Genomic DNA, 20,095 nt, shown 5'->3' on the forward strand with positions numbered 1-20,095 from the left:
GTGACTCGGGCCACGCAGATTGGGCGTAACGCTCCACGGGGCAGCGCGATGACCTAAGAGGTGACAGCCGAGTAGGGAATACAGACGCCGTTCTGGGCGCTGTGACTCTTCCCGGCCCTCGCCCGCGCCGTCGGCCCATCCCCAAGTCGGCGGTCGTCGGCTCCTGTCCGTACCGGACGGGGCCGGAAGCCGTTTTCCAACGTTCCGAGAGGTTGTTCGTGTCGGCCAGCACATCCCGTACGCTCCCGCCGGAGATCGCCGAGTCCGTCTCTGTCATGGCGCTCATCGAGCGGGGAAAGGCTGAGGGGCAGATCGCCGGCGATGACGTGCGTCGGGCCTTCGAAGCTGACCAGATTCCGGCCACTCAGTGGAAGAACGTACTGCGCAGCCTCAACCAGATCCTCGAGGAAGAGGGTGTGACGCTGATGGTCAGTGCCGCGGAGCCCAAGCGCACCCGAAAGAGCGTCGCAGCGAAGAGTCCGGCCAAGCGCACCGCCACCAAGACCGTCGCGGCGAAGACGGCGACGGCCAAGAAGGCCACCGCCACCGCCGCTCCGGCGATGCCTGCCGCAGACGCTCCCGCCGAGGACGCAGCCGAGAAGAAGGTCGCTGCCAAGAAGGCGACGGCCAAGAAGGCCGTAGCGAAGAAGACCGTCGCGAAGAAGGCGACGGCGAAGAAGACCACTGCCAAGAAGGACGACGCCGAGGTCGTCGACGACGAGGCGGCCGAGGAGACCCCGGGCGCGGCCAAGACCGGCGACGAGCCCGCCGAGGACGGCGCCCAGGGCTTCGTCCTGTCCGACGAGGACGAGGACGACGCGCCCGCGCAGCAGGTCGCCGCGGCCGGTGCCACGGCCGACCCCGTCAAGGACTACCTCAAGCAGATCGGCAAGGTCCCGCTGCTCAACGCCGAGCAGGAGGTCGAGCTCGCCAAGCGCATCGAGGCCGGTCTGTTCGCCGAGGACAAGCTGGCCAACGCCGACAAGCTCGCCCCGAAGCTCAAGCGCGAGCTGGAGATCATCGCCGAGGACGGCCGCCGCGCCAAGAACCACCTCCTGGAGGCCAACCTCCGTCTGGTGGTCTCCCTGGCCAAGCGTTACACCGGTCGCGGCATGCTCTTCCTGGACCTCATCCAGGAGGGCAACCTCGGTCTGATCCGCGCGGTGGAGAAGTTCGACTACACCAAGGGCTACAAGTTCTCGACGTACGCCACGTGGTGGATCCGTCAGGCGATCACCCGCGCCATGGCCGACCAGGCCCGCACCATCCGTATCCCGGTGCACATGGTCGAGGTCATCAACAAGCTCGCGCGCGTGCAGCGTCAGATGCTCCAGGACCTGGGCCGTGAGCCCACCCCGGAGGAGCTGGCCAAGGAACTCGACATGACCCCGGAGAAGGTCATCGAGGTCCAGAAGTACGGCCGTGAGCCGATCTCCCTCCACACCCCCCTGGGTGAGGACGGCGACAGCGAGTTCGGTGACCTCATCGAGGACTCCGAGGCGGTCGTCCCGGCTGACGCGGTCAGCTTCACGCTCCTCCAGGAGCAGCTGCACTCGGTCCTGGACACCCTGTCCGAGCGTGAGGCGGGCGTCGTCTCGATGCGCTTCGGTCTCACCGACGGTCAGCCGAAGACCCTCGACGAGATCGGCAAGGTGTACGGCGTGACGCGCGAGCGCATCCGCCAGATCGAGTCCAAGACGATGTCGAAGCTGCGTCACCCGTCGCGCTCGCAGGTACTGCGCGACTACCTCGACTAGGTCTCGGCCGTACGTCACCGAGGGCCCGGTTTCCCGCTGAGGGAGCCGGGCCCTCGGTCTGCGCGGAGTGCGGAGTGCCGCCATCTGGATCACGCTGGGTGTCTCATGACAACCCCAGAGTGAGGAGCGCGCATGCCTCGTCCCTTTGCCCGAGCGCTGGCCGTCGCGGCCACAGCGGCCGTCATACCGTTGGCCTGTCCGGCCCCCGCGACGGCCGATGTCATCATCGGCGGCTACCCGGTCGAGATCTCCGAGAGCCCCTGGACGGTCGCCGTGTCCAGCCGTGACCGGTTCGGGGGTACGCGTGCCGGACAGTTCTGCGGGGGTGTGGTGATCAGCCGCTCGACGGTGCTGACCGCGGCCCACTGTCTGAGCAAGGAGGTGCTGGGCGCACCCCCACGGCAGGTTCGCGATCTGAAGGTGATCGCGGGCCGCGGGGATCTGCTGTCCGCCGAGGGCAGGGAGATCGCTGTGCGCGACACCTGGATCAACCCGCGCTACGACAGCTACACGAACGCCGGAGACTTCGCCGTACTCACTCTCGCGGAGCCCCTCGCCGCGAGCGCGGTCATCCCCATGGCGGGCACCGGGGACGCCGCGTACAAGCCCGGCCCCGGGGCCGTGGTCTACGGCTGGGGCGACACCACGGGGAGCGGCGACTACGCGACCGCTCTGCGGGCCGCGCGTGTACAGGTACTGCCCGACGCGCTCTGCGCGGAGGCGTATCCGGGGAGCGCGGACGGAACGTACGTGGCCGCTTCCATGCTGTGTGCGGGGGAGAGGGAGGGGGGCCGGGATGCCTGTCAGGGGGACAGCGGCGGGCCGCTGGTCGCCCAGGGGCGCCTGATCGGCCTCGTGTCGTGGGGGAGCGGCTGCGGGCGGGCCGGCAGCCCCGGTGTCTACACGCGGGTCTCGGAGGTCGTCAGGACCCTCGGAGCGGGCCGCTGAAGGCCCTTCTGCGGCCCTGGGGGGCGTGAGCCGTCTCACGGGCTCAGGGAGCACGAGCACGGGCGGCCGCCCCTGGGTAGGAGCGGCCGCCCGGTCACCGGCCTGTGCCGGAGATGGCTCGTCGTCTGCGCGAAGTGTCAGTGCTCTTCGTCGTTGGCGCTTGCCGGGGCGGCAGTCAACCGCTCCGTCTCGTCCTGTATCTCAGCGGCGATCTTCTTGAGTTCCGGCTCGAACTTGCGCCCATGGTGGGCACAGAAGAGCAGCTCACCACCGCTGAGGAGGACGACGCGCAGATATGCCTGGGCGCCGCAACGGTCGCAGCGGTCAGCGGCCGTCAGCGGGCTCGCGGGGGTCAGAACAGTAGTCACGTCGCCTCTTCTCTAGCTCGACGAGCTGTCGTACCAGGGTCAACATCCAACCAGGCCGAAAACGTTCCCGCTCGTGGCTCTTCCTCGAAAAAAATCTTTCCGAGTCGGCTGTCTGCTGCCGGTTGGCGGCGAATGAGCCGTATTGCGTGTCTTCGTGTCTTACGGGTTCGCGCTCTGTCAGGTTCAGTCCTCCCGGCTGGCTTGCCGGTTGTTCTTGAGGACGTGCCCGGAGCCTAAATGGTTCATGCCTGGAAGGGAACGTGATATGTACTTCACTCCAACGAGGGATCGAACAAGCATGCGACGCTGGTCTAGTCTGAGTTTCGGACGAGGGTGGCGTTACAACGGCTCTACCAGGCCTCGGTACCCTCGGAGCGGCGACCGAAGCCGGGCCCTTACCCAAAAGGGCCACACCTGAAATTCAGCGAGGAGCGAACCGCGTGACCGCCGAGACGTCCGTGCCGTCCACAGCGCTGCTGACCGGAGCAGACCGGGACGGTTCCAACTACACCGCGCGGCACCTGCTCGTCCTCGAGGGACTCGAGGCCGTGCGGAAGCGCCCGGGCATGTACATCGGGTCGACCGACAGCCGCGGTCTGATGCACTGCCTGTGGGAGATCATCGACAACTCCGTGGACGAGGCCCTCGGAGGCTACTGCGACCACATCGACGTGACCCTTCACGACGACGGCTCGGTCGAGGTGCGCGACAACGGCCGGGGCATCCCGGTCGACGTCGAGCCCAAGACCGGTATGTCCGGCGTCGAGGTCGTGATGACCAAGCTGCACGCCGGAGGAAAGTTCGGCGGCGGCTCGTACGCGGCCTCCGGCGGCCTGCACGGCGTGGGCGCCTCCGTGGTGAACGCGCTCTCGGCCCGCCTGGACGTCCAGGTGGACCGCGGAGGCCACACCCACGAGGTGAGCTTCCGCCGCGGTACCCCCGGAGCGTTCAAGGGGGACGGGGCAGACGCTGCCTTCGACGCGTCGGCCGGGCTGCGCAAGCTCAAGAGGATCCCCAAGACCCGCACCGGCACGCGCGTGCGCTACTGGGCCGACCGGCAGATCTTCCTCAAGGACGCGAAGCTCTCCCTGGAGCACCTGCACCAGCGCGCCCGGCAGACCGCTTTCCTGGTGCCCGGCCTGACCATCGTCGTCCGCGACGAGTTCGGGCTCGGCGAGGGCGGCAGCAAGGGTGAGGAGTCCTTCCGCTTCGACGGGGGCATCAGCGAGTTCTGCGAGTACCTGGCAACCGACAAGCCCGTCTGCGACGTCCTCCGATTCTCCGGGCAGGGCACCTTCAAGGAGACGGTCCCGGTCCTGGACGACCACGGGCAGATGACGCCCACCGAGGTCACCCGGGAACTGGGCGTCGACGTGGCGATGCGCTGGGGCACGGGCTACGACACGACCCTGAAGTCGTTCGTGAACATCATCGCCACGCCCAAGGGCGGCACCCATGTCGCGGGCTTCGAGCAGGCCGTCGCGAAGACGATGAACGAGGTGCTGCGCACCAAGAAGCTGCTGCGCGTCGCCGAGGACGACATCGTCAAGGACGACGCCCTGGAAGGCCTCACGGCCGTCGTCACCGTCCGCCTCGCGGAACCGCAGTTCGAGGGCCAGACCAAGGAGGTCCTCGGCACGTCGGCGGCTCGCCGGATCGTGACGAACGTGGTCTCCAAGGAGCTCAAGGACTTCCTGACCTCCACGAAGCGGGATGCCGCCGCGCAGGCCCGGGTCGTCATGGAGAAGGCCGTCTCCGCCGCCCGTACGCGCATCGCGGCCCGGCAGCACAAGGACGCGCAGCGCAGGAAGACGGCCCTGGAGTCCTCCTCGCTGCCGGCCAAGCTCGCCGACTGCCGCAGCGACGACGTGGACCGCAGCGAGCTGTTCATCGTCGAGGGAGACTCCGCGCTCGGCACCGCCAAGCTCGCCCGGAACTCCGAGTTCCAGGCGTTGCTGCCGATCCGCGGAAAGATCCTGAACGTCCAGAAGGCGTCCGTCACGGACATGCTGAAGAACGCCGAGTGCGGCGCGATCATCCAGGTCATAGGAGCCGGGTCGGGCCGGACCTTCGACATCGACGCGGCGCGCTACGGGAAGATCATTCTCCTCGTCGACGCCGATGTCGACGGCGCACACATCCGCATCCTGCTGCTGACGCTCTTCCAGCGCTACATGCGGCCGATGGTCGAGGCGGGTCGGGTCTTCGCGGCGGTGCCGCCGTTGCACCGCATCGAGCTCAGCCAGCCCAAGAAGGGCCAGGACAAGTACATCTACACGTACTCGGACCGCGAGCTGCGAGAGACCGTGCTGGAGCTCCAGCGCAAGAACGTGCGGTACAAGGACTCGATCCAGCGCTACAAGGGCCTCGGCGAGATGGACGCCGACCAGCTGGCCGAGACGACCATGGACCCGCGCTTCCGAACGCTGCGCAGGATCAACATCTCCGACCTGGAGGCCTCTGAGCAGGTGTTCGACCTGCTGATGGGCAACGACGTCGCCCCGCGCAAGGAGTTCATCTCCAGCTCCGCGGCGACGCTGGACCGCTCGCGCATCGACGCGTAGACGGTCGAGTGAGTCCGTCGGGACCGCGAGAGGTTCCGACGGGCTTCGGGCCGGGAGGCGCGCCGGGAGACATCTGTGAGGGTGTCTCCACCCGCAGGTGGAGACGGGGCGCCTGAAGGGTCCACCCATGATCCACCCTGGCTCCGATCTGCCGACCTGCCCGTTTCCGTAGCGTCGAAGGCGTCGGCAGCGCCCGCTGCCGGCACCCGCCCTTCCCCGCACACGGAGGCCGCGATGTCCGGGCTTGTCGATGCCTTGGTGATCCTCGCCGTTGTCGTCCTGGTGATCGCCCGCCAGTTCCGCACCCGTCGGACAGCGACGGACAGGAGCTGGTGGGTCGTGCCCGCGGTCCTGGTCTTCCTGGCCCTGCGCGAACCGGGGCTGCTCGACCCCGACCACCGGACGCTGTCGGTCCTCCTGCTCGGCGCCGAACTCCTCATAGGCCTGGCCACCGGCGCCGGCTGGGCTTGGACCACCCGGATCTGGAGAGCACCGGACGGCACGGTGTGGAGCAGGAGCAGCAAGGCCAGCGGCTTCGTCTGGATCATCGGGATAGCCCTGCGGGCGGGCTTGTTCGGCCTCGGCGCCGCCCTCGGCCTGCGTCAGGACAGCTCCGCCCTGCTTCTCGCGCTCGCGGTGACGCTGCTGGTGCGCTCCGGGATCATGGTCCGGCGGGCACAGACACTGCCCCCGGCGAGCGGGCACAGCGCGGCGTACGGTGACGGCGTGCCCCAGCCCTCGCGGAAGGAGCGTGTATGACGGAGAACGTCTGGATGCTCTGGCCCTCCCGCGAGGCGCTCTCCCGAATGGGAGTGCACGGGGCGCGGCGTGCTCTCGCCGGGGCCGGGCGCACCTTCGCCGTCGGCATCCTCCTGGCGACGACCTTCATGGACAGCGACCTGCACGGCTGGGGTGTCGCAGCGGCTGTTCTGGGAGTCCTTGTCGGTGGACTCGGGGTCTGGGGCTTCTGGAGGGTCACGCTCGAGCATCGACTGCTGCCCTCCTTGGGGTTGCTCGTGCTGCTCTTCTCCATCGCGACGGTGGCGGAGGGCGCGGGGTTGCGTGTTCCCGCCCTCGTCGTGTGGTGCGTCTGCGCCGTCAGCGCCATGGAACGACTGCCACTCGCCGCGGCACTGCCCGCGAGCGCCGTGGCTCTGGGTACGTACGCGGCAGTGAACAACGACGCCTGGCTGACGACCCTGGCCACGACCGCGGGGCTTGCTCTGGCCGGATACGTGCTGCGGCTGGACGCGGAGGCCCGGGGCAGCGCCCAGCGGCTTCTCGTCCAGGAGCGGGCCGCACGGTCGGCCGAGGCGGAGTCGGCGGCGCTCGCGGAGCGGGCCCGGATCGCACGGGAGATCCACGACGTGCTGGCGCACAGCCTCTCGGCGCAACTCGTGCACCTGGAGGCGGCACGGTTGTTGATCGAGAGGGGAGCGGAGCGGGACCAGATCCTCGATCGGGTCGTGGCGGCACGGGGAATGGCCCGCGAAGGCCTCGCCGAGACCCGGCAGGCACTCTCCGCCCTGCGCGGAGAGCTGTCCCCGCTGGAGGAGTTCCTGAGCGAGCTGGTCGCCGACACCGCCGGCGCCGATGTCACCGTCACGGGTGAACGGCGGCTGTTGCCGGCCGAGGCGTCGCAGGCGGTGCGCAGGGTCGCCCAGGAAGCACTGACGAACGTCCGGAAGCACGCGCCAGGCGCCAAGGTCCTCATACGCCTGGACTACGGCGAGCGCGAAGTGATGTTGAACGTAAGGGATTCGGGAGCACCGCCGGGTGAATTCACGCACTCGGGTGCCGGATACGGTCTGCTCGGAATGCGGGAGCGGGCCGAGCTGCTGGGTGGCTCGCTGGAGGCCGGGCCGTACGAGGAGGGATTCATGGTGACGCTGAAGGTGCCTGTATGACGGAGGAAGGGGGCATGGCACCGGCCCGTGTCGTCGTGGCGGACGATCAGACCGTGGTGCGCGAGGGCATCGTCATGCTGCTCGGGCTGCTGTCGGGGATCGAGGTCGTCGGGGCCGCCGCCGACGGGCACGAGGCCGTGCGCCTGGTGGCCGAGCTCGACCCGGACGTCGTGCTGATGGACCTGCGCATGCCCCGCTGCGACGGGGTGGAGGCGACCAGACGCATCCGGGCCGAACACCCCAGGACGCAGGTCGTCGTGCTCACCACGTACGCGGACGACGCCTCGCTGTTTCCCGCGCTCAGGGCCGGGGCCAGGGGCTATCTCACCAAGGACGCGGGTGGTGACGAGATCGTCCGGGCCGTGCGGAGCGTGCTGTCCGGGGACGCCGGACTTTCGCCGAGCATTCAACGGCGCCTGCTGGAGCGGCTGTCCGAGCCGGAGTCGGCCGTTCCCGCGGAGGGCGCCGAGACACCGGACGGGCTCACCGCGCGGGAGACGGAGGTGCTCGTGCTGATCGCCGACGGTCTGACCAACCAGGAGATCGCCCGCAAGCTCCATGTCTCGACGGCCACCGTGAAGACCCACATCAACAACCTGTTCGCCAAGACGGGGCTCAAGGACCGTGCGCAGGCGGTCCGTTACGCCTTCGGGAAGGGACTTGTGCGGCCACCAGGGGGGTGAGTCACCTGATGGGGTGAAGAGCGCGGAGAGAAGAGTCTGGGATCTTCCCGATCTGTCCATCCTTGGGCACGCGGCCGAAACGGGCAGCGGACAAGGAGAGTTCGGTGGAGAAGCACGACGGTCCCGACTCCGGAAAGGTCCGGTTCGACGACCCCTGGTACGACGCGCTCGCCTCAGGCTGGGGCGAGTTGGACAGTACGGGTGCGCCCGCTCCCGCCGTGCCTCCCGCGCGCGGGGAGCAGGAGGACCGGATCGCCCGTGCGGCCGACGTCTATCTGGAGGTGCAGCGCAGCGCGGCCTTCCAGGAGGTGCGCAGCCGGTACCGGAGGTTCGTGGTCCCGGCCGTCGCCGTCTTCTTCACCTGGTACGTGGGCTACGTGGTGACGGCGACGACGGCTCCGGATCTCATGGCGCAGCCCGTCGCCGGAGCGGTGAACGTGGCGATGCTCGCGGGGCTGGGGCAGTTCCTCACGACGTTCCTGTTCACCTGGGCGTACGCACGGCACGCCCGGCTGCGCAGAGACCGGGCCGCGCTCGATCTGCGCTGGGACACACAGGAGCTGACGCGAAGCGTCGCGGGTGGTGACCGGTGACCGGGAACCATCAGACGCTGGCGCTGCTGCTGTTCAGCGTGTTCGTCGCGGTCACCCTGGGGATCACGACCTGGGTGAGCCGTCACCGGCATGGTTCGGCGGAGGAGTTCTACGCGGGCGGGCGGCTGTTCTCGCCCATGGAGAATGGTTTTGCCATCGCGGGCGACTACATGTCCGCCGCCTCCTTCCTCGGTATCTCGGGGCTGATCGCGCTCTTCGGCTATGACGGGCTTCTGTACTCGGTCGGCTTTCTCGTCGCCTGGCTCGTCGTGCTGTTCCTCGTCGCCGAACTGGTGCGCAACTGCGGGCGGTTCACGCTCGCGGACGTCGTCGCGGCCCGTATGAGCGAGCGACCGGTGAGGATCGCGGCGGGCACCTCCTCGGTGACCGTGTCCGTTCTGTACCTGGTGGCGCAGATGGTGGGCGCGGGCAGCCTGGTCGCGCTGCTGCTGGGCGGCACGAGCGAGGCGGCGCAGGCCTGGACGGTCATCGGCGTCGGGGCACTGATGGTCATCTATGTGTCGATGGGAGGGATGCGGGCCACCACGTGGATCCAGATCGTCAAGGCGGTCCTGCTGATGGGCGGGGCGATCGCGCTGACCGTGCTCGTCCTGGTGCGGTTCCACGGGGACTTCGACCAGTTGCTGCGTACGGCGGCGGATCGGAGTGGGCACGGGAAGTCGTTCCTCGCGCCGGGGCTGAGGTACGGCGGGGACTGGACCGCGCGCCTGGACTTCATCAGCCTGGGACTCGCGCTCGTGCTGGGCACGGCGGGGCTGCCGCACATCCTGTCGCGCTTCTACACCGTGCCGACCGCGCGTGCCGCGCGGCGATCGGTGGTCTGGGCGATCGGTCTGATCGGCGGGTTCTACCTGATGACGATCGTGCTGGGGTTCGGGGCGGCGGCGATCGTCGGTCCCGACGCCGTACGCGGGTCGAACGCGGCCGGGAACACGGCGGTCCCGTTGCTGGCGCTCGATCTGGGCGGCGGGGCCGGTTCCACCGGAGGAACGGTTCTGTTCGCGATCGTCGCCGCGATCGCCTTCGCCACGATCCTCGCGGTGGTCGCCGGAATCACGCTCGCCTCCTCGGCGTCCGTGGCCCACGACCTGTACGCGTCGCTGCGACGGCGGCGGGCGAAGCCGCGCAGCGAGGTGGCCGTGGCGCGGACCGCCGCGGTCGGTATCGGTGTCGTCGCCATCGCGCTGGGCCTGCTCGCGCGTGACCTCAATGTGGCCTTCCTGGTGGGGCTGGCCTTCGCCGTCGCCGCGTCGGCGAACCTGCCGGTGCTGCTGTACTCGCTGTTCTGGCGGAACTTCACGACGCGCGGCGCGGTGTGGTCCGTGTACGGGGGTCTGGTGCCCGCCCTGGTGCTCGTCGTGCTGTCTCCGGTGGTGACGGGCAGCCCCGCGTCACTGTTCCCGGGAGTCGACCTCCAGTACTTCCCGCTGGAGAACCCCGGCCTGGTGTCGATCCCGCTCGGCTTCCTGGCGGGCTGGCTCGGCACGGTCACCTCGGCGGAGCCGCCGGACGAGGCCAAGCACGCCGAAACCGAGGTACGGGCGCTTACGGGGGCGGGAGCGGTCTGACCGGCAGGCGGGAGAGGCGGTCCGGTCCGGCGGGACAGCCTCCCGTGAGGCCCGTGAGGTCCGCGAGGTCCACGGCGGCGGCCCGGCTCCCAGGGCTCACCGGCTCAAGGCGCGACCCATGCATAGCGGTGTTCCGGGCGCCCCGTGTCCCCGTACTTGAGTGAGAGCCGGAGGCGGCCCGCCTGTTCCAGGTGGCGGAGGTAGCGCTGGGCGGTGGAGCGGCTGAGGCCTGTTTCGGCGGCGACCTCGTGGGCCGAGAGGGGGTGGTCGGCCTGGTGGAGGACGGTGCAGATCAGATCCGTGGTCGGCTCCGAGTGACCGGTGGGCAGACCCGGCGCGGACGGGACGGGCGTCGTGCGCAGGGCGCCGAACATACGGTCGACCTGTTCCTGCCCTGCCATGCCCTGGTCGCTGACCCTGTCGACGGTGCGGCGCATCGCGGCGTACGACTCGAGCCGCGTTCGCAGCGCTGCGAACGTGAACGGCTTGACCAGGTAGTGCAGGGCTCCCAGACGCATCGCGGCCCGCACGGTCTCCACGTCGCCGGCTGCGGTGATCATGATGACATCCGCGCCCATGCCCAGTTCCCGCATCTGCTGGACCAGTTCGAGACCCGTTCGGTCGGGTAGATAGTGGTCGAGCAGGATCAGGTCGACGGGCTCCCGGTCCGCCGCGTCCAGGGCCTGGGCGGCGCTGTGCGCACGGGCGGCCACCCGGAAGCCGGGAACCTTCCCCACGAACTTGGCGTTGATTTCGGCGACACGGAAGTCGTCGTCCACGACCAGGACGTCAATCATCGGGCCTCTCTCCCCGAGCCGGGCGAGCGGTGAGCCCGTGCTGTCGGCTCCAGTGTTGTGGAGTGAGCAGAAAGAGCACAACACCCTTCTGTAATCAGAAGAACGCCTTGCGCACACAAGACTGATGCCGTGGCGCGGGCCACCACTACGGTCGCGGGGCATGAGCGCAGACACCGGCCCCGCCATCGCACCGCGAGGCGTGCGCAAGGTCTTCACAACCCCGCCGGGGGAACTGCACACGGCTGGCGGCGGAGTCGGTCCGACCGTGGGACGCTGCGAGTTCACGGCCGTCGTGGCCCTCACGGGCCGAGGCGGGTCAACCACATCGACCCTCGTCAGCGGTCTCGAAGAACTTATGGAGTGCGAACCCGTGGTGCCGGACGAACCGCTCGAACTGTGGGAGGGCACGCGCGACTCGGTCGTCCTCGGTGCCCGCGCGCGCAAGGAGTCCATCGCCCACGCGGACGAAGGCGTCGCGTTGACGGCAGGCCCCGCCACCGGGGAGACCGAGGGCGCCAAGACGGCCCGTACGGTCTCCTATGCGCGGGCCGCACGCGGAAGCAGGGCCGTTGTCGCCGTCCCCCGCCTGCTGCCCCTGGCAGTCGGCGCGCGGTCCCGGGGCGCGGGCGGCCGCCGGGTGAGGCTCCAGGAGGGGCTGCCCACGTTCGCCGATCGCCGTACCTCCCCGTGGACGCCGTTGTAGACCGAGAGCCGAACTCCCTTCTCGGGGCAGGCGCAGGCCCAAATGCCCCTCCTAGGACCCTGCTTTGTCGATCGCCTCCCCTGGGGGCGCATTTCGCAGACAGCCCTCTACGGGACACCGGTCTTCCTTCGGCAACGGTCTCTCGGCGGAGTGGCCGGTTCCCCGTCACCGGACGCTCCGAGGCACCTGATTTCCCGCACCGCCTTCTTCACAAGGACGTGAACGAACATGCCCAAGACCCTCAGACATGGGTCGCTGGCAGCCGCCGGCCTGCTTGTCCTCTCCTCGCTCACCGCCTGCGCCAATGACGTGGCCGGATCGGCGGCCGCCGACGAGGCGGGCGGCAAGGGGGAGAAAGTCAAGATCATGGTGGGCGGCCTGGACAAGGTCATCTACCTGCCCGCGATGCTCACCCAGCGGCTCGGCTACTTCGATGACGAGGGCCTCGACGTGGAGCTGCTGGGCGAGCACGCCGGTGTGGAGGCCGAGACCGCGCTCGTCTCCGGGGAGGTACAAGGGGCCGTCGGCTTCTACGACCACACCCTCGATCTGCAGGTCAAGGGCGAGGAAGTCCAGTCGGTGGTGCAGTTCTCGCACGCGCCCGGTGAGGTCCAGGTCGTCTCCGACAAGGCGGCGACCGAGATCAGTTCGCCCGAGGACTTCAAGGGCAAGAGGCTCGGCGTCACCGGCATCGGCTCCTCGACCGACTTCCTCACCAAGTATCTCGCCGTCAAGAACGGTGTGCCCGTCAGCGAGTTCAAGACCGTCGCGGTCGGCGCGGGAGAGAGCTTCATCTCCGCGCTGGAGAAGGGTTCCATCGACGGCGGCATGACGACGGATCCGACCGTCGCCACGATCCTGGCGGAGAACAGCGGCAAGGTGCTCCTCGACATGCGCACCCCGGAGGGTTCCGACGAGGCGCTCGGCGGCGCGTATCCGTCGTCCAGCCTCTACATGCAGACGGATTGGGTGAACGACAACAAGGAGACGGTCCAGAAGCTGGCCAACGCCTTCGTGAAGACCCTCAAGTGGATGGCCGGGCACAGTGCCAGCGAGATCGCCGACGAGATGCCGGACGACTACTCGAAGGGCAACGGGACGCTCTACGCCAGCGCGATCCAGAGCACCATGCCGATGTTCACCCAGGACGGTGTGATGCCCGAGGACGGTCCCAAGACCGTCGAGAAGGTCCTCAAGGCGTTCAATCCCGACATCAAGAACGCCGACGTGGATCTGAGCAAGACGTACACCACGGAATTCGTGGACAAGGTCGTGGACTGAACCTCCAGCGCCGCGGTCTCCCCGACCGCGGGCCGAACTCCTGTGCACGGCTGAACTCCCCTGACAGCCGTACGCAGGCGGGTACGGTCGCTTCCCCCGTACCGCGGCCGTGTCCTCAGGCGCGGGTCGCCCAGACGTAACGGTGCTCCGGGCGGCCCGCGTCTCCGTATTTCAGGGTCAGCGTGGCCCGTCCCGTGCGCTCCAGGAGCTTCAGATAGCGCTGGGCGGTCTGGCGGCTCAGTCCGGTCCGGTCGGCGATCTCCTGGGCCGACAGAGGGCCTTCCGCGGTCATCAGAGCCCGGCGTACGGCCTCCGCGGTGGTGGGGGAGTGCCCTTTGGGCAAGCCGGGCTCCGAGCCGGCGGACAGGGCGCCGAAGATCCGGTCGACCTCGGCCTGTTCGGCCTCGCCGCCACCGTCGAGGGTGCGGCGCAGGTCCGCGTACGCCTCCAGCTTGGCGCGCAGTCCGGCGAAGGCGAACGGTTTCACCAGGTACTGGAGCGCGCCCTGTCGCATCGCCGCCTGGACCGTGGAGACGTCACGGGCCGCGGTCACCATGATCACGTCGGCCTGGTGGCCGCGTCTGCGCATCTCCTGGACGACCGCGAGACCCGTCTCGTCCGGCAGATAGTGGTCGAGAAGTACGAGGTCCAGCCGGGGCAGAGCCTCCAGCTGCCGCAGCGCCTCCGCCGCGGAGTGCGCCTCGCCCGCGACATGGAAGCCCGCGACCTTCTCCACGTAGGCGGCGTTGACCCGGGCGACCCGGATGTCGTCGTCCACGACCAGTACCTCGATCATCGGGACTCCTCGTTGACGGTCGTGGCGGCGCTCTCCAGCATGAGGCCGGGCGCAGGCTCAGGTGCGAGTCCGGGCTCCGCCAGTGCCTCCGGCAGCACGATGGTGAACTCGGCGCCTCCGCCGTCCGCCTCCGAGACCCGGGCGCTGCCACCTTGCCGCTCGGCGAGCCTGCGCACCAGGGAGAGGCCGATCCCGCGCTTTCGGTGCGCCGGGGGCTTCTTCGTGGACCACCCGTCCGTGAAGATCAACTCCCGCTGTTCGGCAGGAATTCCAGGACCCGTGTCCCGCACCCTCAGGACGGCCGTTCGCCCTTCCGCGCGCAATTCGACCTCCACGCGCGCGTGGAGGGTGCCCGCGGCGGCGTCGAGTGCGTTGTCGACGAGGTTCCCGACGATCGTGACCAGTCCCCTCGGGTCGATCAACCGGTCGGGGAACAGCGTCGTGTCCGAGATCCACAGGGCCACTCCGCGCTCCGCCGCGACAGTGGCCTTGCCCACCAGGAGGGCGGCGAGCAACGGATCATGGATCTTCTCCGTGACCTGTTCAGCGGTCGCCCTGTGGTCACCGACCACCTCGCCGACGAACTCCACGGCGTCGTCGTACATCTCCAGTTCCAGCAGTCCGAGCAGCGTGTGCATGCGGTTGGCGTGCTCGTGGTCCTGGGCGCGCAGGGCGTCGATCAGGCCGCGGGTGGAGTCGAGTTCGCGGCCCAGCTGCTCCAGTTCGGTGCGGTCGCGCAGGGTGGCCACGGCACCGCCGTCGTCGGTGGGCATGCGGTTGGCGACCAGGACACGCTGGCCGCGGACGGTGAGCAGATCGGTTCCGGTGACGGTCCCGGCCAGCACATCGGTCGTACGGCCCTCTCCGAGCGCTGCGTCGAGAGGTCGTCCGACGGCCTCGTCGCCGAGCCCGAGCAGGCGCCGGGCCTCGTCGTTGAGGAGGCGGATCCTGCCCTCGCGATCCAGCGCGACGACGCCCTCCCTGATGCCGTGCAGCATCGCCTCGCGCTCCGCCAGGAGTCCGGCGATGTCCGAGAAGGCCAGGTCACGGGTCTGTCGTTGCACCCGCCGTGAGATCAGATAGGCGGCCAGCGCGCCGACGGCCAGGGCTCCTCCGGCGTACGCGAAGAGCCCGGGGATCGCGTGGATGAGGCGGGCGCGCACGCTGTCGTACTCGATGCCGACCGAGACCGCGCCGACGATGCGGCCGTCGGTGTCGCGCAACGGCACCTTGCCGCGCGCCGAGCGGCCCAGGGTGCCGCTGTCGATCTCCATGACCTCCCGGCCGGACAGGGCGGACCTGGGATCGGTCGAGACGTGCCCGCCGATCTCGGCGGGGTTCGTGTGCGACCAGCGGGTGCCGTCGACGTTCATCACGACGACGTACTCGGCACCGCTGGCCTTGCGGATCCGCTCCGCCTCGGCCTGCACGGGCCCGTCGGCCGAGGCCGGCGTGGACTTCAGCTCCTCGGCGAGGCTCGGCTGCGCCGCCGTGGTCTGCGCGATCGCGAGAGCGCGGCGCATCGCCTGGTCGTCCAGCTGTTCGCTCAGCGGAGCGAGGAACAGCCCGGTCGCGAGGACGGCGACTCCGGCGGCGATCGCCACCTGCATCAGCAGCACCTGCGAGAACATCCGCTTCGGCATGCCCAGGCGGAGTCGTCGAGGGGGAGTGGGGCTCATGCCTACGACGGTACGGGGAGGGGCGCGCGGTGCCGTAGGGGTGTGGTGTGGATCTCGTTCGGGAGCGGGCGGTCAGTGGGCCGCGGGGTGCGCGACAGCCGTAGGGGACAGCTCACGCACCGCCATCACGTCCATGCGGGCCGGAGAGCCGAGAGCCGAGCCGCAGCTCTCGGGGCGTGGCGGCAGGGCCGCGCCCTGGGCGACCGTGACCAGCCAGTGGCGTCCGTCGGTGTGGGCGACCGTCACCTCCCAGCGCGGTGCCGAACCCTCCGTACGGACGACGCTCAGCGCGCCCGCGGCGTCCTCGTGGGCCGCCGTGCGTACGGCCAGTTCCGCGGCCTGGCCGGGACGCTCCCAGGCAGAGCTCCCGCGGCACCCTTCGGTGACGACACGGCCCTCCCGTACGCCCTGGAGGATCTCCTTGACGGCATGGGCCTCGGCTCGCCCGTACGCGTATCCGAACGGCAGTACGAGGAGGGTGGGGGAGAAACGGTGGCCCCCCAGGTGTGTGACCTCCCATATGCCGTCCACTCCCGAGGCGGCGAGTTCGGCGGCGAGGGGGCGGCCCAGAAGGGCGCAGCAGCGGTCGCGCTTGCCGTTCGTGCACACGAGCGCGAGCGGGTCGCCGGTGTGCGGGGCGCCGTCGAGAGTCGTGTCGAAGGTCCCGGGCAGGCCCTCGCCCAGCGCGGTGAAGTCAAGTTCGAGTAGTCGCTCCGGGGCAGACGTGGTGGCTTTGTGCAGCCATACGTTTCCCGGGGTGGTGTGGGCTACGTACACCTGCCGCTCGGCGACCGTGTGGCAGTCGGCGTGGCGGCCCGGGCGACGGATCAGCGCGACGCGTACGCCGGTGCCCTCCGTGGCCTGCTCCAGCGCTCGGCCGAGTGCCGGGTCCAGGTGGCTCGATGTCAGCGCTTTGGCGCCCCAGGGGCCGGGCTGTTCGACCAGCAGCCACGTCCTCGCGGTGGCGGCGGTCCCCGCGAGGGGCTCCTCCAGGTCCCGTGAGACCTTCGCGCACGTACTCACAGAGGTGAGCCTAACCTGACTTGACCGGGAGTGACTTCCGGGGCGGGTGGTGTCACTGCTCCGGAAGTGGCTGAGGGGGCCGTGGGCCTACGTAGTGTCCGCTCGGGCGCATGCGCAGCGGGGCCTCGTCGTACTCCTCCAGAACATGGGCGATCCAGCCGGCCGTACGGGCCACGGCGAAGATCGTCTCGCCCGCCGAGGCGTGCATGCCGGACGTGGCCGTGAGGACGGCGAGGGCCAGGTCGACGTTGGCGTGCAGGGGCACGTGGCGGGCCGTGGTGTCCACGATGTCGCGGGCCGCGGCCAGGGCGGGGGCGGCGCGGGGAACTTCCTCCAGGAGGCCGAACAGCACGCGCGCGCGTGGGTCCTCGCCGGGGTAGACGCGGTGACCCAGCCCCGGGACGCGGCGCCCGGCGCGCAGTTCGTCCGAGACCACCGGTGCCGCCGTGCCCCGGTCCAGCACGTCGAGCAGCATCCGGTGCGCCAGGCCGCTGGCCGCTCCGTGCAACGGGCCTTCGAGGACGCCGAGGCCCGCCGAGACGGCGGCGTACGCGTGGGCGCGGGCCGAGGCGGCGACCCGGACGGCCAGCGTCGAGGCGGCCAGGTCGTGGTCGACGAGCAGCGCGAGCGCGGTGTCCAGGGCGCGCAGGGACGCCTCATCGGCTTCGCGGCCGCTGAGCCTGGCCCACAGGCGGTGCGCGAGCGAGCTGCCGTCCCGAGGGCCGTGACTCTTGGGGGGCAGGGCGTCGACGAGCGTGGGGATCAGCGTGCGGGCAGTGCCCAGCACGGCCTGTTCGGAGAGGTCGAAGCGCAGCGGGTCGGCGGTCGCCGCGGCGATGGCCGCGACGCGGAGCCGGTCGGTCGGGCCCGTGTGCTCGGGGAGCGCGTCGACGGCACGGCGGGCGACGGCGACGGACGCCTCCGGTGCTGTGAATGTGGCACCTGGGCGCAGGACGCCGGTCCACAGCCACTCGGCGACCTCTTCGTAGGAGTGGCGCGTGGCCAGTTCGGTCGCGTCGACCCCTCGGAAGTAGTACCGGTCCTTGTCGATCAAGGTGATCCGGGTGTGTACGGAGAGCGTGCCGGCAGCCGGTGAACTCCCGGCCGGTTCACGCCTGTTGCGACGCGCGAGCGCCTCTACCTCCTTGGCGTCGAAGGTGCTGCCCCGGCCACCCGTGCTGCGTCGGCTGCTGAGCTGGCCGCGGCTCACATACGCGTACACCGTCTCGGGCTTCACACCGAGCAGTTCGGCGGCTTCCTTGGTGCTGATCCGCCGCGCTTCGTGTGCGAGGGCCTGTTCTTGATCCGTCATGAGCATCACCGTATCTGTGCAGTTGAATATTGATTCAATCAATATTGACAGGAATTGAGTCAATCATGGACAGTCGAATCAAGTCCAGGGAGGAAACATGCCGATCAACCGGGCCGAGACCGCCTCTGTCGATGTACCGCGAGGACTCGCGGGCGTCGTCGTCACCGACACCGTGCTGGGTGACGTCAGGGGGATCGAAGGGTTCTACCACTACCGCCAGTACTCGGCCGTCGACCTCGCACGGACCCGCGGCTTCGAGGACGTGTGGTATCTGCTGGTACACGGTGAACTGCCGGACGCGGCGCAGCGTTCCGCCTTTGCCGCGCGGACGGCGGAACTGCGTCGGTTGCCGGCGGAGGTGCGGGCCGTACTGCCCGCGATCGCTGCGGCAAGTGGGGGGTCGGGGGCGCTGGCCGGGATGCGGACCGCGTTGTCGCTGCTCGGTGCGGCTCGGGGGTTCCGGCCGGTGTACGACATTGACGCCGAGCAGCGACGAGCGGACGCGCTAGCCGCGTCGGCGGCCGTGCCGACGTTGCTGACGGCCCTCCACCGGCTCGGGCTGGGTCTCGAACCGATCGAGCCGCGTGACGATCTGCCCTACGCCGCGAACTACCTCTACATGCTGACGGGTTCGGAACCGGACGCGGACCGGGCGAGGGCGATCGAGCGGTATCTGATCTCGACCATTGACCATGGATTCAATGCATCAACATTCACGGCTCGGGTGATCACGTCGACAGGGGCGGACGTGGCGGCCTGTCTCGTCGGCGCGGTGGGAGCTCTCTCCGGTCCGCTCCACGGGGGCGCCCCGAGTCGGGCCCTGGACACCCTTGACGCGATCGGGACTCCCGACCGCATCGACTCCTGGATCAGGGAACGTGTCCTCGCAGGCGACCGCATCATGGGCTTCGGCCATCCCGTCTACCGCACCGAGGATCCCCGCTCGCGCATGCTCCGTGGCATCGCCCAGCAATTCGGCGGCCCCCTGGTCGAGTTCGCGGTCGAGGTCGAACGCCAGGTGGAAGCGATCCTCGCGGAGCTCAAGCCCGGCCGCGAACTCCATACGAACGTGGAGTTCTACGCGGGCGTCGTCATGGAACTCTGCGGCCTGCCACGCGAGATGTTCACTCCGACCTTCGCCGCGGCCCGCGTCGTCGGCTGGAGCGCCAACATCCTGGAGCAGGCGGAGGACCCGAAGATCATCCGACCGGCGGCGCGGTATGTGGGGCCGGGGGCGCCGGTTGCGGTGCCAGAAGTGGCCTAGTCACGGCGACGAGGGGGGTGGCTCGCGGCGAAGGTCGGCGAACGCTTGCTCGAAGAGCTGGCCCAGTTGGGCTTCCGCGCTGTTCGGTGAAAGGCGGCTTCTCGCGGACCGAGTGGAGTCCCAGTAGTGGCGGAAGGCCGGGTTTCGAAGCAGGCCATGGGCGTGAGCCAGTAGATCTGCGTCCGAGTACGACCCCCAACTGCGGGCCAGCACGAAATGACTGAAGATCAGATTTGCGAAGAGGTGTTGGCGCACTGTCGGCTCAGGTTCGTCGTGATGGGTGGTCCACACGGCAGCCAGAGCAGGATCAGTCATCGCCATCTGCGTGAGCTGCACGTGCAGGCTGCGCATGTCTGCCTCCGCGCTTCGGCGCAACTCGTTGCGGGATGCTGCCAACTCTTCCCGCTGCAGCGCCAGTTCGGTGCGCTGCAGTCGCAGCTCCAGTTGTTGGTACAGGAGCGCCGTGACCAGGAGGAGCAGAGCTATTCCCGAGAAGATCGCGCTGGCAGCACCGAAGTAGTCACCGAGGGCGCTTCGCTCCGCAGCGTTCCGCCGACTGCCGTTTGCCTGCTCGACACCGCCGATCAGCCAGCCGCTGACGACTATCGACGCAGCGCCCACGAGGCCGATCACGAGTATGGCGGTGACCAGCCATGCACAGAATCTGACCACTGCGCTCCGTGCAGCACTACCTGTCATCGTGCTCCTCCAGCGTCTACGAGATGCTTCCCCGCGCTCTGGGAGGAGAATCGGGAGGCAGGCCGTGACACGTGAAGGCCCGGCATCGTGGCGATGCCGGGCCGAAGTATCCAACCGCATGGGTGGGGTGCG

General features: G+C 69.3%; 18 protein-coding genes. 11 read left to right on the forward strand and 7 right to left on the reverse strand.

Features of this window, described 5'->3' with window-relative positions:
• Nucleotides 1-218 precede the first annotated feature (218 nt).
• Both ACIBEI_RS37255 and ACIBEI_RS37260 read left to right on the forward strand, forming a co-directional pair.
• A complete protein-coding gene (locus ACIBEI_RS37255; protein ID WP_398894936.1) occupies nt 219-1,757 on the forward strand; it encodes an RNA polymerase sigma factor in 1,539 nt (512 codons plus the stop codon).
• A 132-nt stretch (nt 1,758-1,889) separates the two neighbouring features.
• Nucleotides 1,890-2,705 carry a S1 family serine peptidase gene (locus ACIBEI_RS37260; RefSeq protein WP_398894937.1) on the forward strand — a complete coding sequence of 272 codons (816 nt, stop codon included), beginning with the start codon at nt 1,890-1,892 and terminating at the stop codon, nt 2,703-2,705.
• A 137-nt stretch (nt 2,706-2,842) separates the two neighbouring features.
• On the opposite strand, the gene ACIBEI_RS37265 is transcribed toward ACIBEI_RS37260, so the two are convergent.
• On the reverse strand, nt 2,843-3,073 hold the full coding sequence (locus ACIBEI_RS37265) for a hypothetical protein (RefSeq protein ID WP_055513118.1): 231 nt from the start codon (nt 3,071-3,073) through the stop codon (nt 2,843-2,845).
• Between the two features lie 440 nt (nt 3,074-3,513).
• Here ACIBEI_RS37265 and ACIBEI_RS37270 point away from each other — a divergent pair, with 440 nt between their 5' ends.
• From ACIBEI_RS37270 to ACIBEI_RS37295, 6 genes are all read left to right on the forward strand, one after another.
• Entirely contained in the window at nt 3,514-5,637 is a 2,124-nt protein-coding gene (locus tag ACIBEI_RS37270) for a type IIA DNA topoisomerase subunit B (protein WP_398894939.1), read from the forward strand.
• Nucleotides 5,638-5,871: 234 nt separating this feature from the next.
• Nucleotides 5,872-6,396 carry a DUF1453 domain-containing protein gene (locus tag ACIBEI_RS37275; protein ID WP_398894940.1) on the forward strand — a complete coding sequence of 175 codons (525 nt, stop codon included), beginning with the start codon at nt 5,872-5,874 and terminating at the stop codon, nt 6,394-6,396.
• A complete protein-coding gene (locus ACIBEI_RS37280) occupies nt 6,393-7,544 on the forward strand; it encodes a sensor histidine kinase (protein WP_398894941.1) in 1,152 nt (383 codons plus the stop codon). Before ACIBEI_RS37275 ends, ACIBEI_RS37280 begins: the two co-directional genes overlap by 4 nt.
• Nucleotides 7,541-8,227, forward strand: a complete 687-nt coding sequence (locus ACIBEI_RS37285) for a response regulator (RefSeq protein WP_398894943.1) — start codon at nt 7,541-7,543, stop codon at nt 8,225-8,227. The genes ACIBEI_RS37280 and ACIBEI_RS37285 overlap by 4 nt, the downstream gene beginning before the upstream one ends.
• Nucleotides 8,228-8,331: 104 nt before the next feature.
• Nucleotides 8,332-8,820 carry a DUF485 domain-containing protein gene (locus ACIBEI_RS37290; RefSeq protein ID WP_398894944.1) on the forward strand — a complete coding sequence of 163 codons (489 nt, stop codon included), beginning with the start codon at nt 8,332-8,334 and terminating at the stop codon, nt 8,818-8,820.
• A complete protein-coding gene (locus ACIBEI_RS37295; protein WP_307520947.1) occupies nt 8,817-10,409 on the forward strand; it encodes a cation acetate symporter in 1,593 nt (530 codons plus the stop codon). Before ACIBEI_RS37290 ends, ACIBEI_RS37295 begins: the two co-directional genes overlap by 4 nt.
• A gap of 104 nt (nt 10,410-10,513) precedes the next feature.
• On the opposite strand, the gene ACIBEI_RS37300 is transcribed toward ACIBEI_RS37295, so the two are convergent.
• Nucleotides 10,514-11,206 carry a response regulator gene (locus tag ACIBEI_RS37300; protein WP_398894945.1) on the reverse strand — a complete coding sequence of 231 codons (693 nt, stop codon included), beginning with the start codon at nt 11,204-11,206 and terminating at the stop codon, nt 10,514-10,516.
• A 160-nt stretch (nt 11,207-11,366) separates the two neighbouring features.
• On the opposite strand from ACIBEI_RS37300, the gene ACIBEI_RS37305 reads away from it, so the two are divergent.
• Both ACIBEI_RS37305 and ACIBEI_RS37310 read left to right on the forward strand, forming a co-directional pair.
• Nucleotides 11,367-11,909, forward strand: a complete 543-nt coding sequence (locus ACIBEI_RS37305; RefSeq protein ID WP_398894946.1) for a hypothetical protein — start codon at nt 11,367-11,369, stop codon at nt 11,907-11,909.
• 228 nt (nt 11,910-12,137) lie between these two features.
• On the forward strand, nt 12,138-13,190 hold the full coding sequence (locus ACIBEI_RS37310; protein WP_398894947.1) for an ABC transporter substrate-binding protein: 1,053 nt from the start codon (nt 12,138-12,140) through the stop codon (nt 13,188-13,190).
• A gap of 115 nt (nt 13,191-13,305) precedes the next feature.
• Here the strand turns inward: ACIBEI_RS37310 and ACIBEI_RS37315 are convergent, their stop codons facing one another.
• The 4 genes from ACIBEI_RS37315 to ACIBEI_RS37330 all read right to left on the reverse strand — a co-directional run bounded on the left by ACIBEI_RS37315 (nt 13,306) and on the right by ACIBEI_RS37330 (nt 18,000).
• Nucleotides 13,306-13,986: a response regulator gene (locus tag ACIBEI_RS37315; RefSeq protein ID WP_398894948.1), complete on the reverse strand. Its 681-nt coding sequence runs from the start codon at nt 13,984-13,986 to the stop codon at nt 13,306-13,308.
• Nucleotides 13,983-15,665, reverse strand: a complete 1,683-nt coding sequence (locus tag ACIBEI_RS37320) for an ATP-binding protein (RefSeq protein ID WP_398894949.1) — start codon at nt 15,663-15,665, stop codon at nt 13,983-13,985. The genes ACIBEI_RS37315 and ACIBEI_RS37320 overlap by 4 nt, the downstream gene beginning before the upstream one ends.
• A 72-nt stretch (nt 15,666-15,737) precedes the next feature.
• Nucleotides 15,738-16,688, reverse strand: coding sequence for a sucrase ferredoxin (locus ACIBEI_RS37325; RefSeq protein ID WP_398894950.1), 951 nt, complete (start codon nt 16,686-16,688; stop codon nt 15,738-15,740).
• A gap of 52 nt (nt 16,689-16,740) precedes the next feature.
• On the reverse strand, nt 16,741-18,000 hold the full coding sequence (locus ACIBEI_RS37330; protein WP_398894952.1) for a citrate synthase: 1,260 nt from the start codon (nt 17,998-18,000) through the stop codon (nt 16,741-16,743).
• Between the two features lie 97 nt (nt 18,001-18,097).
• Here ACIBEI_RS37330 and ACIBEI_RS37335 point away from each other — a divergent pair, with 97 nt between their 5' ends.
• A complete protein-coding gene (locus ACIBEI_RS37335; RefSeq protein WP_398894954.1) occupies nt 18,098-19,264 on the forward strand; it encodes a citrate synthase in 1,167 nt (388 codons plus the stop codon).
• Here ACIBEI_RS37335 and ACIBEI_RS37340 read toward each other — a convergent pair whose 3' ends face one another.
• A complete protein-coding gene (locus tag ACIBEI_RS37340) occupies nt 19,265-19,897 on the reverse strand; it encodes a DUF6082 family protein (RefSeq protein ID WP_398894956.1) in 633 nt (210 codons plus the stop codon). It abuts the gene before it with no gap.
• Nucleotides 19,898-20,095 lie beyond the last annotated feature (198 nt).

The sequence above is a fragment of the Streptomyces sp. NPDC050988 genome, from assembly GCF_044456225.1.
Taxonomy (GTDB): Bacteria; Actinomycetota; Actinomycetes; order Streptomycetales; family Streptomycetaceae; genus Streptomyces.

Coding starts and splice junctions, on each gene's coding strand:
- ACIBEI_RS37260 (WP_398894937.1), top strand. CDS start 1,890: ATGCCTCGTCCCTTTGCCCGAGCGCTGGCCGTCGCGGCCACAGCGGCC.
- ACIBEI_RS37275 (WP_398894940.1), top strand. CDS start 5,872: ATGTCCGGGCTTGTCGATGCCTTGGTGATCCTCGCCGTTGTCGTCCTG.
- ACIBEI_RS37280 (WP_398894941.1), top strand. CDS start 6,393: ATGACGGAGAACGTCTGGATGCTCTGGCCCTCCCGCGAGGCGCTCTCC.
- ACIBEI_RS37285 (WP_398894943.1), top strand. CDS start 7,541: ATGACGGAGGAAGGGGGCATGGCACCGGCCCGTGTCGTCGTGGCGGAC.
- ACIBEI_RS37300 (WP_398894945.1), bottom strand. CDS start 11,206: ATGATTGACGTCCTGGTCGTGGACGACGACTTCCGTGTCGCCGAAATC.
- ACIBEI_RS37305 (WP_398894946.1), top strand. CDS start 11,367: ATGAGCGCAGACACCGGCCCCGCCATCGCACCGCGAGGCGTGCGCAAG.
- ACIBEI_RS37310 (WP_398894947.1), top strand. CDS start 12,138: ATGCCCAAGACCCTCAGACATGGGTCGCTGGCAGCCGCCGGCCTGCTT.
- ACIBEI_RS37315 (WP_398894948.1), bottom strand. CDS start 13,986: ATGATCGAGGTACTGGTCGTGGACGACGACATCCGGGTCGCCCGGGTC.
- ACIBEI_RS37320 (WP_398894949.1), bottom strand. CDS start 15,665: ATGAGCCCCACTCCCCCTCGACGACTCCGCCTGGGCATGCCGAAGCGG.
- ACIBEI_RS37330 (WP_398894952.1), bottom strand. CDS start 18,000: ATGACGGATCAAGAACAGGCCCTCGCACACGAAGCGCGGCGGATCAGC.
- ACIBEI_RS37335 (WP_398894954.1), top strand. CDS start 18,098: ATGCCGATCAACCGGGCCGAGACCGCCTCTGTCGATGTACCGCGAGGA.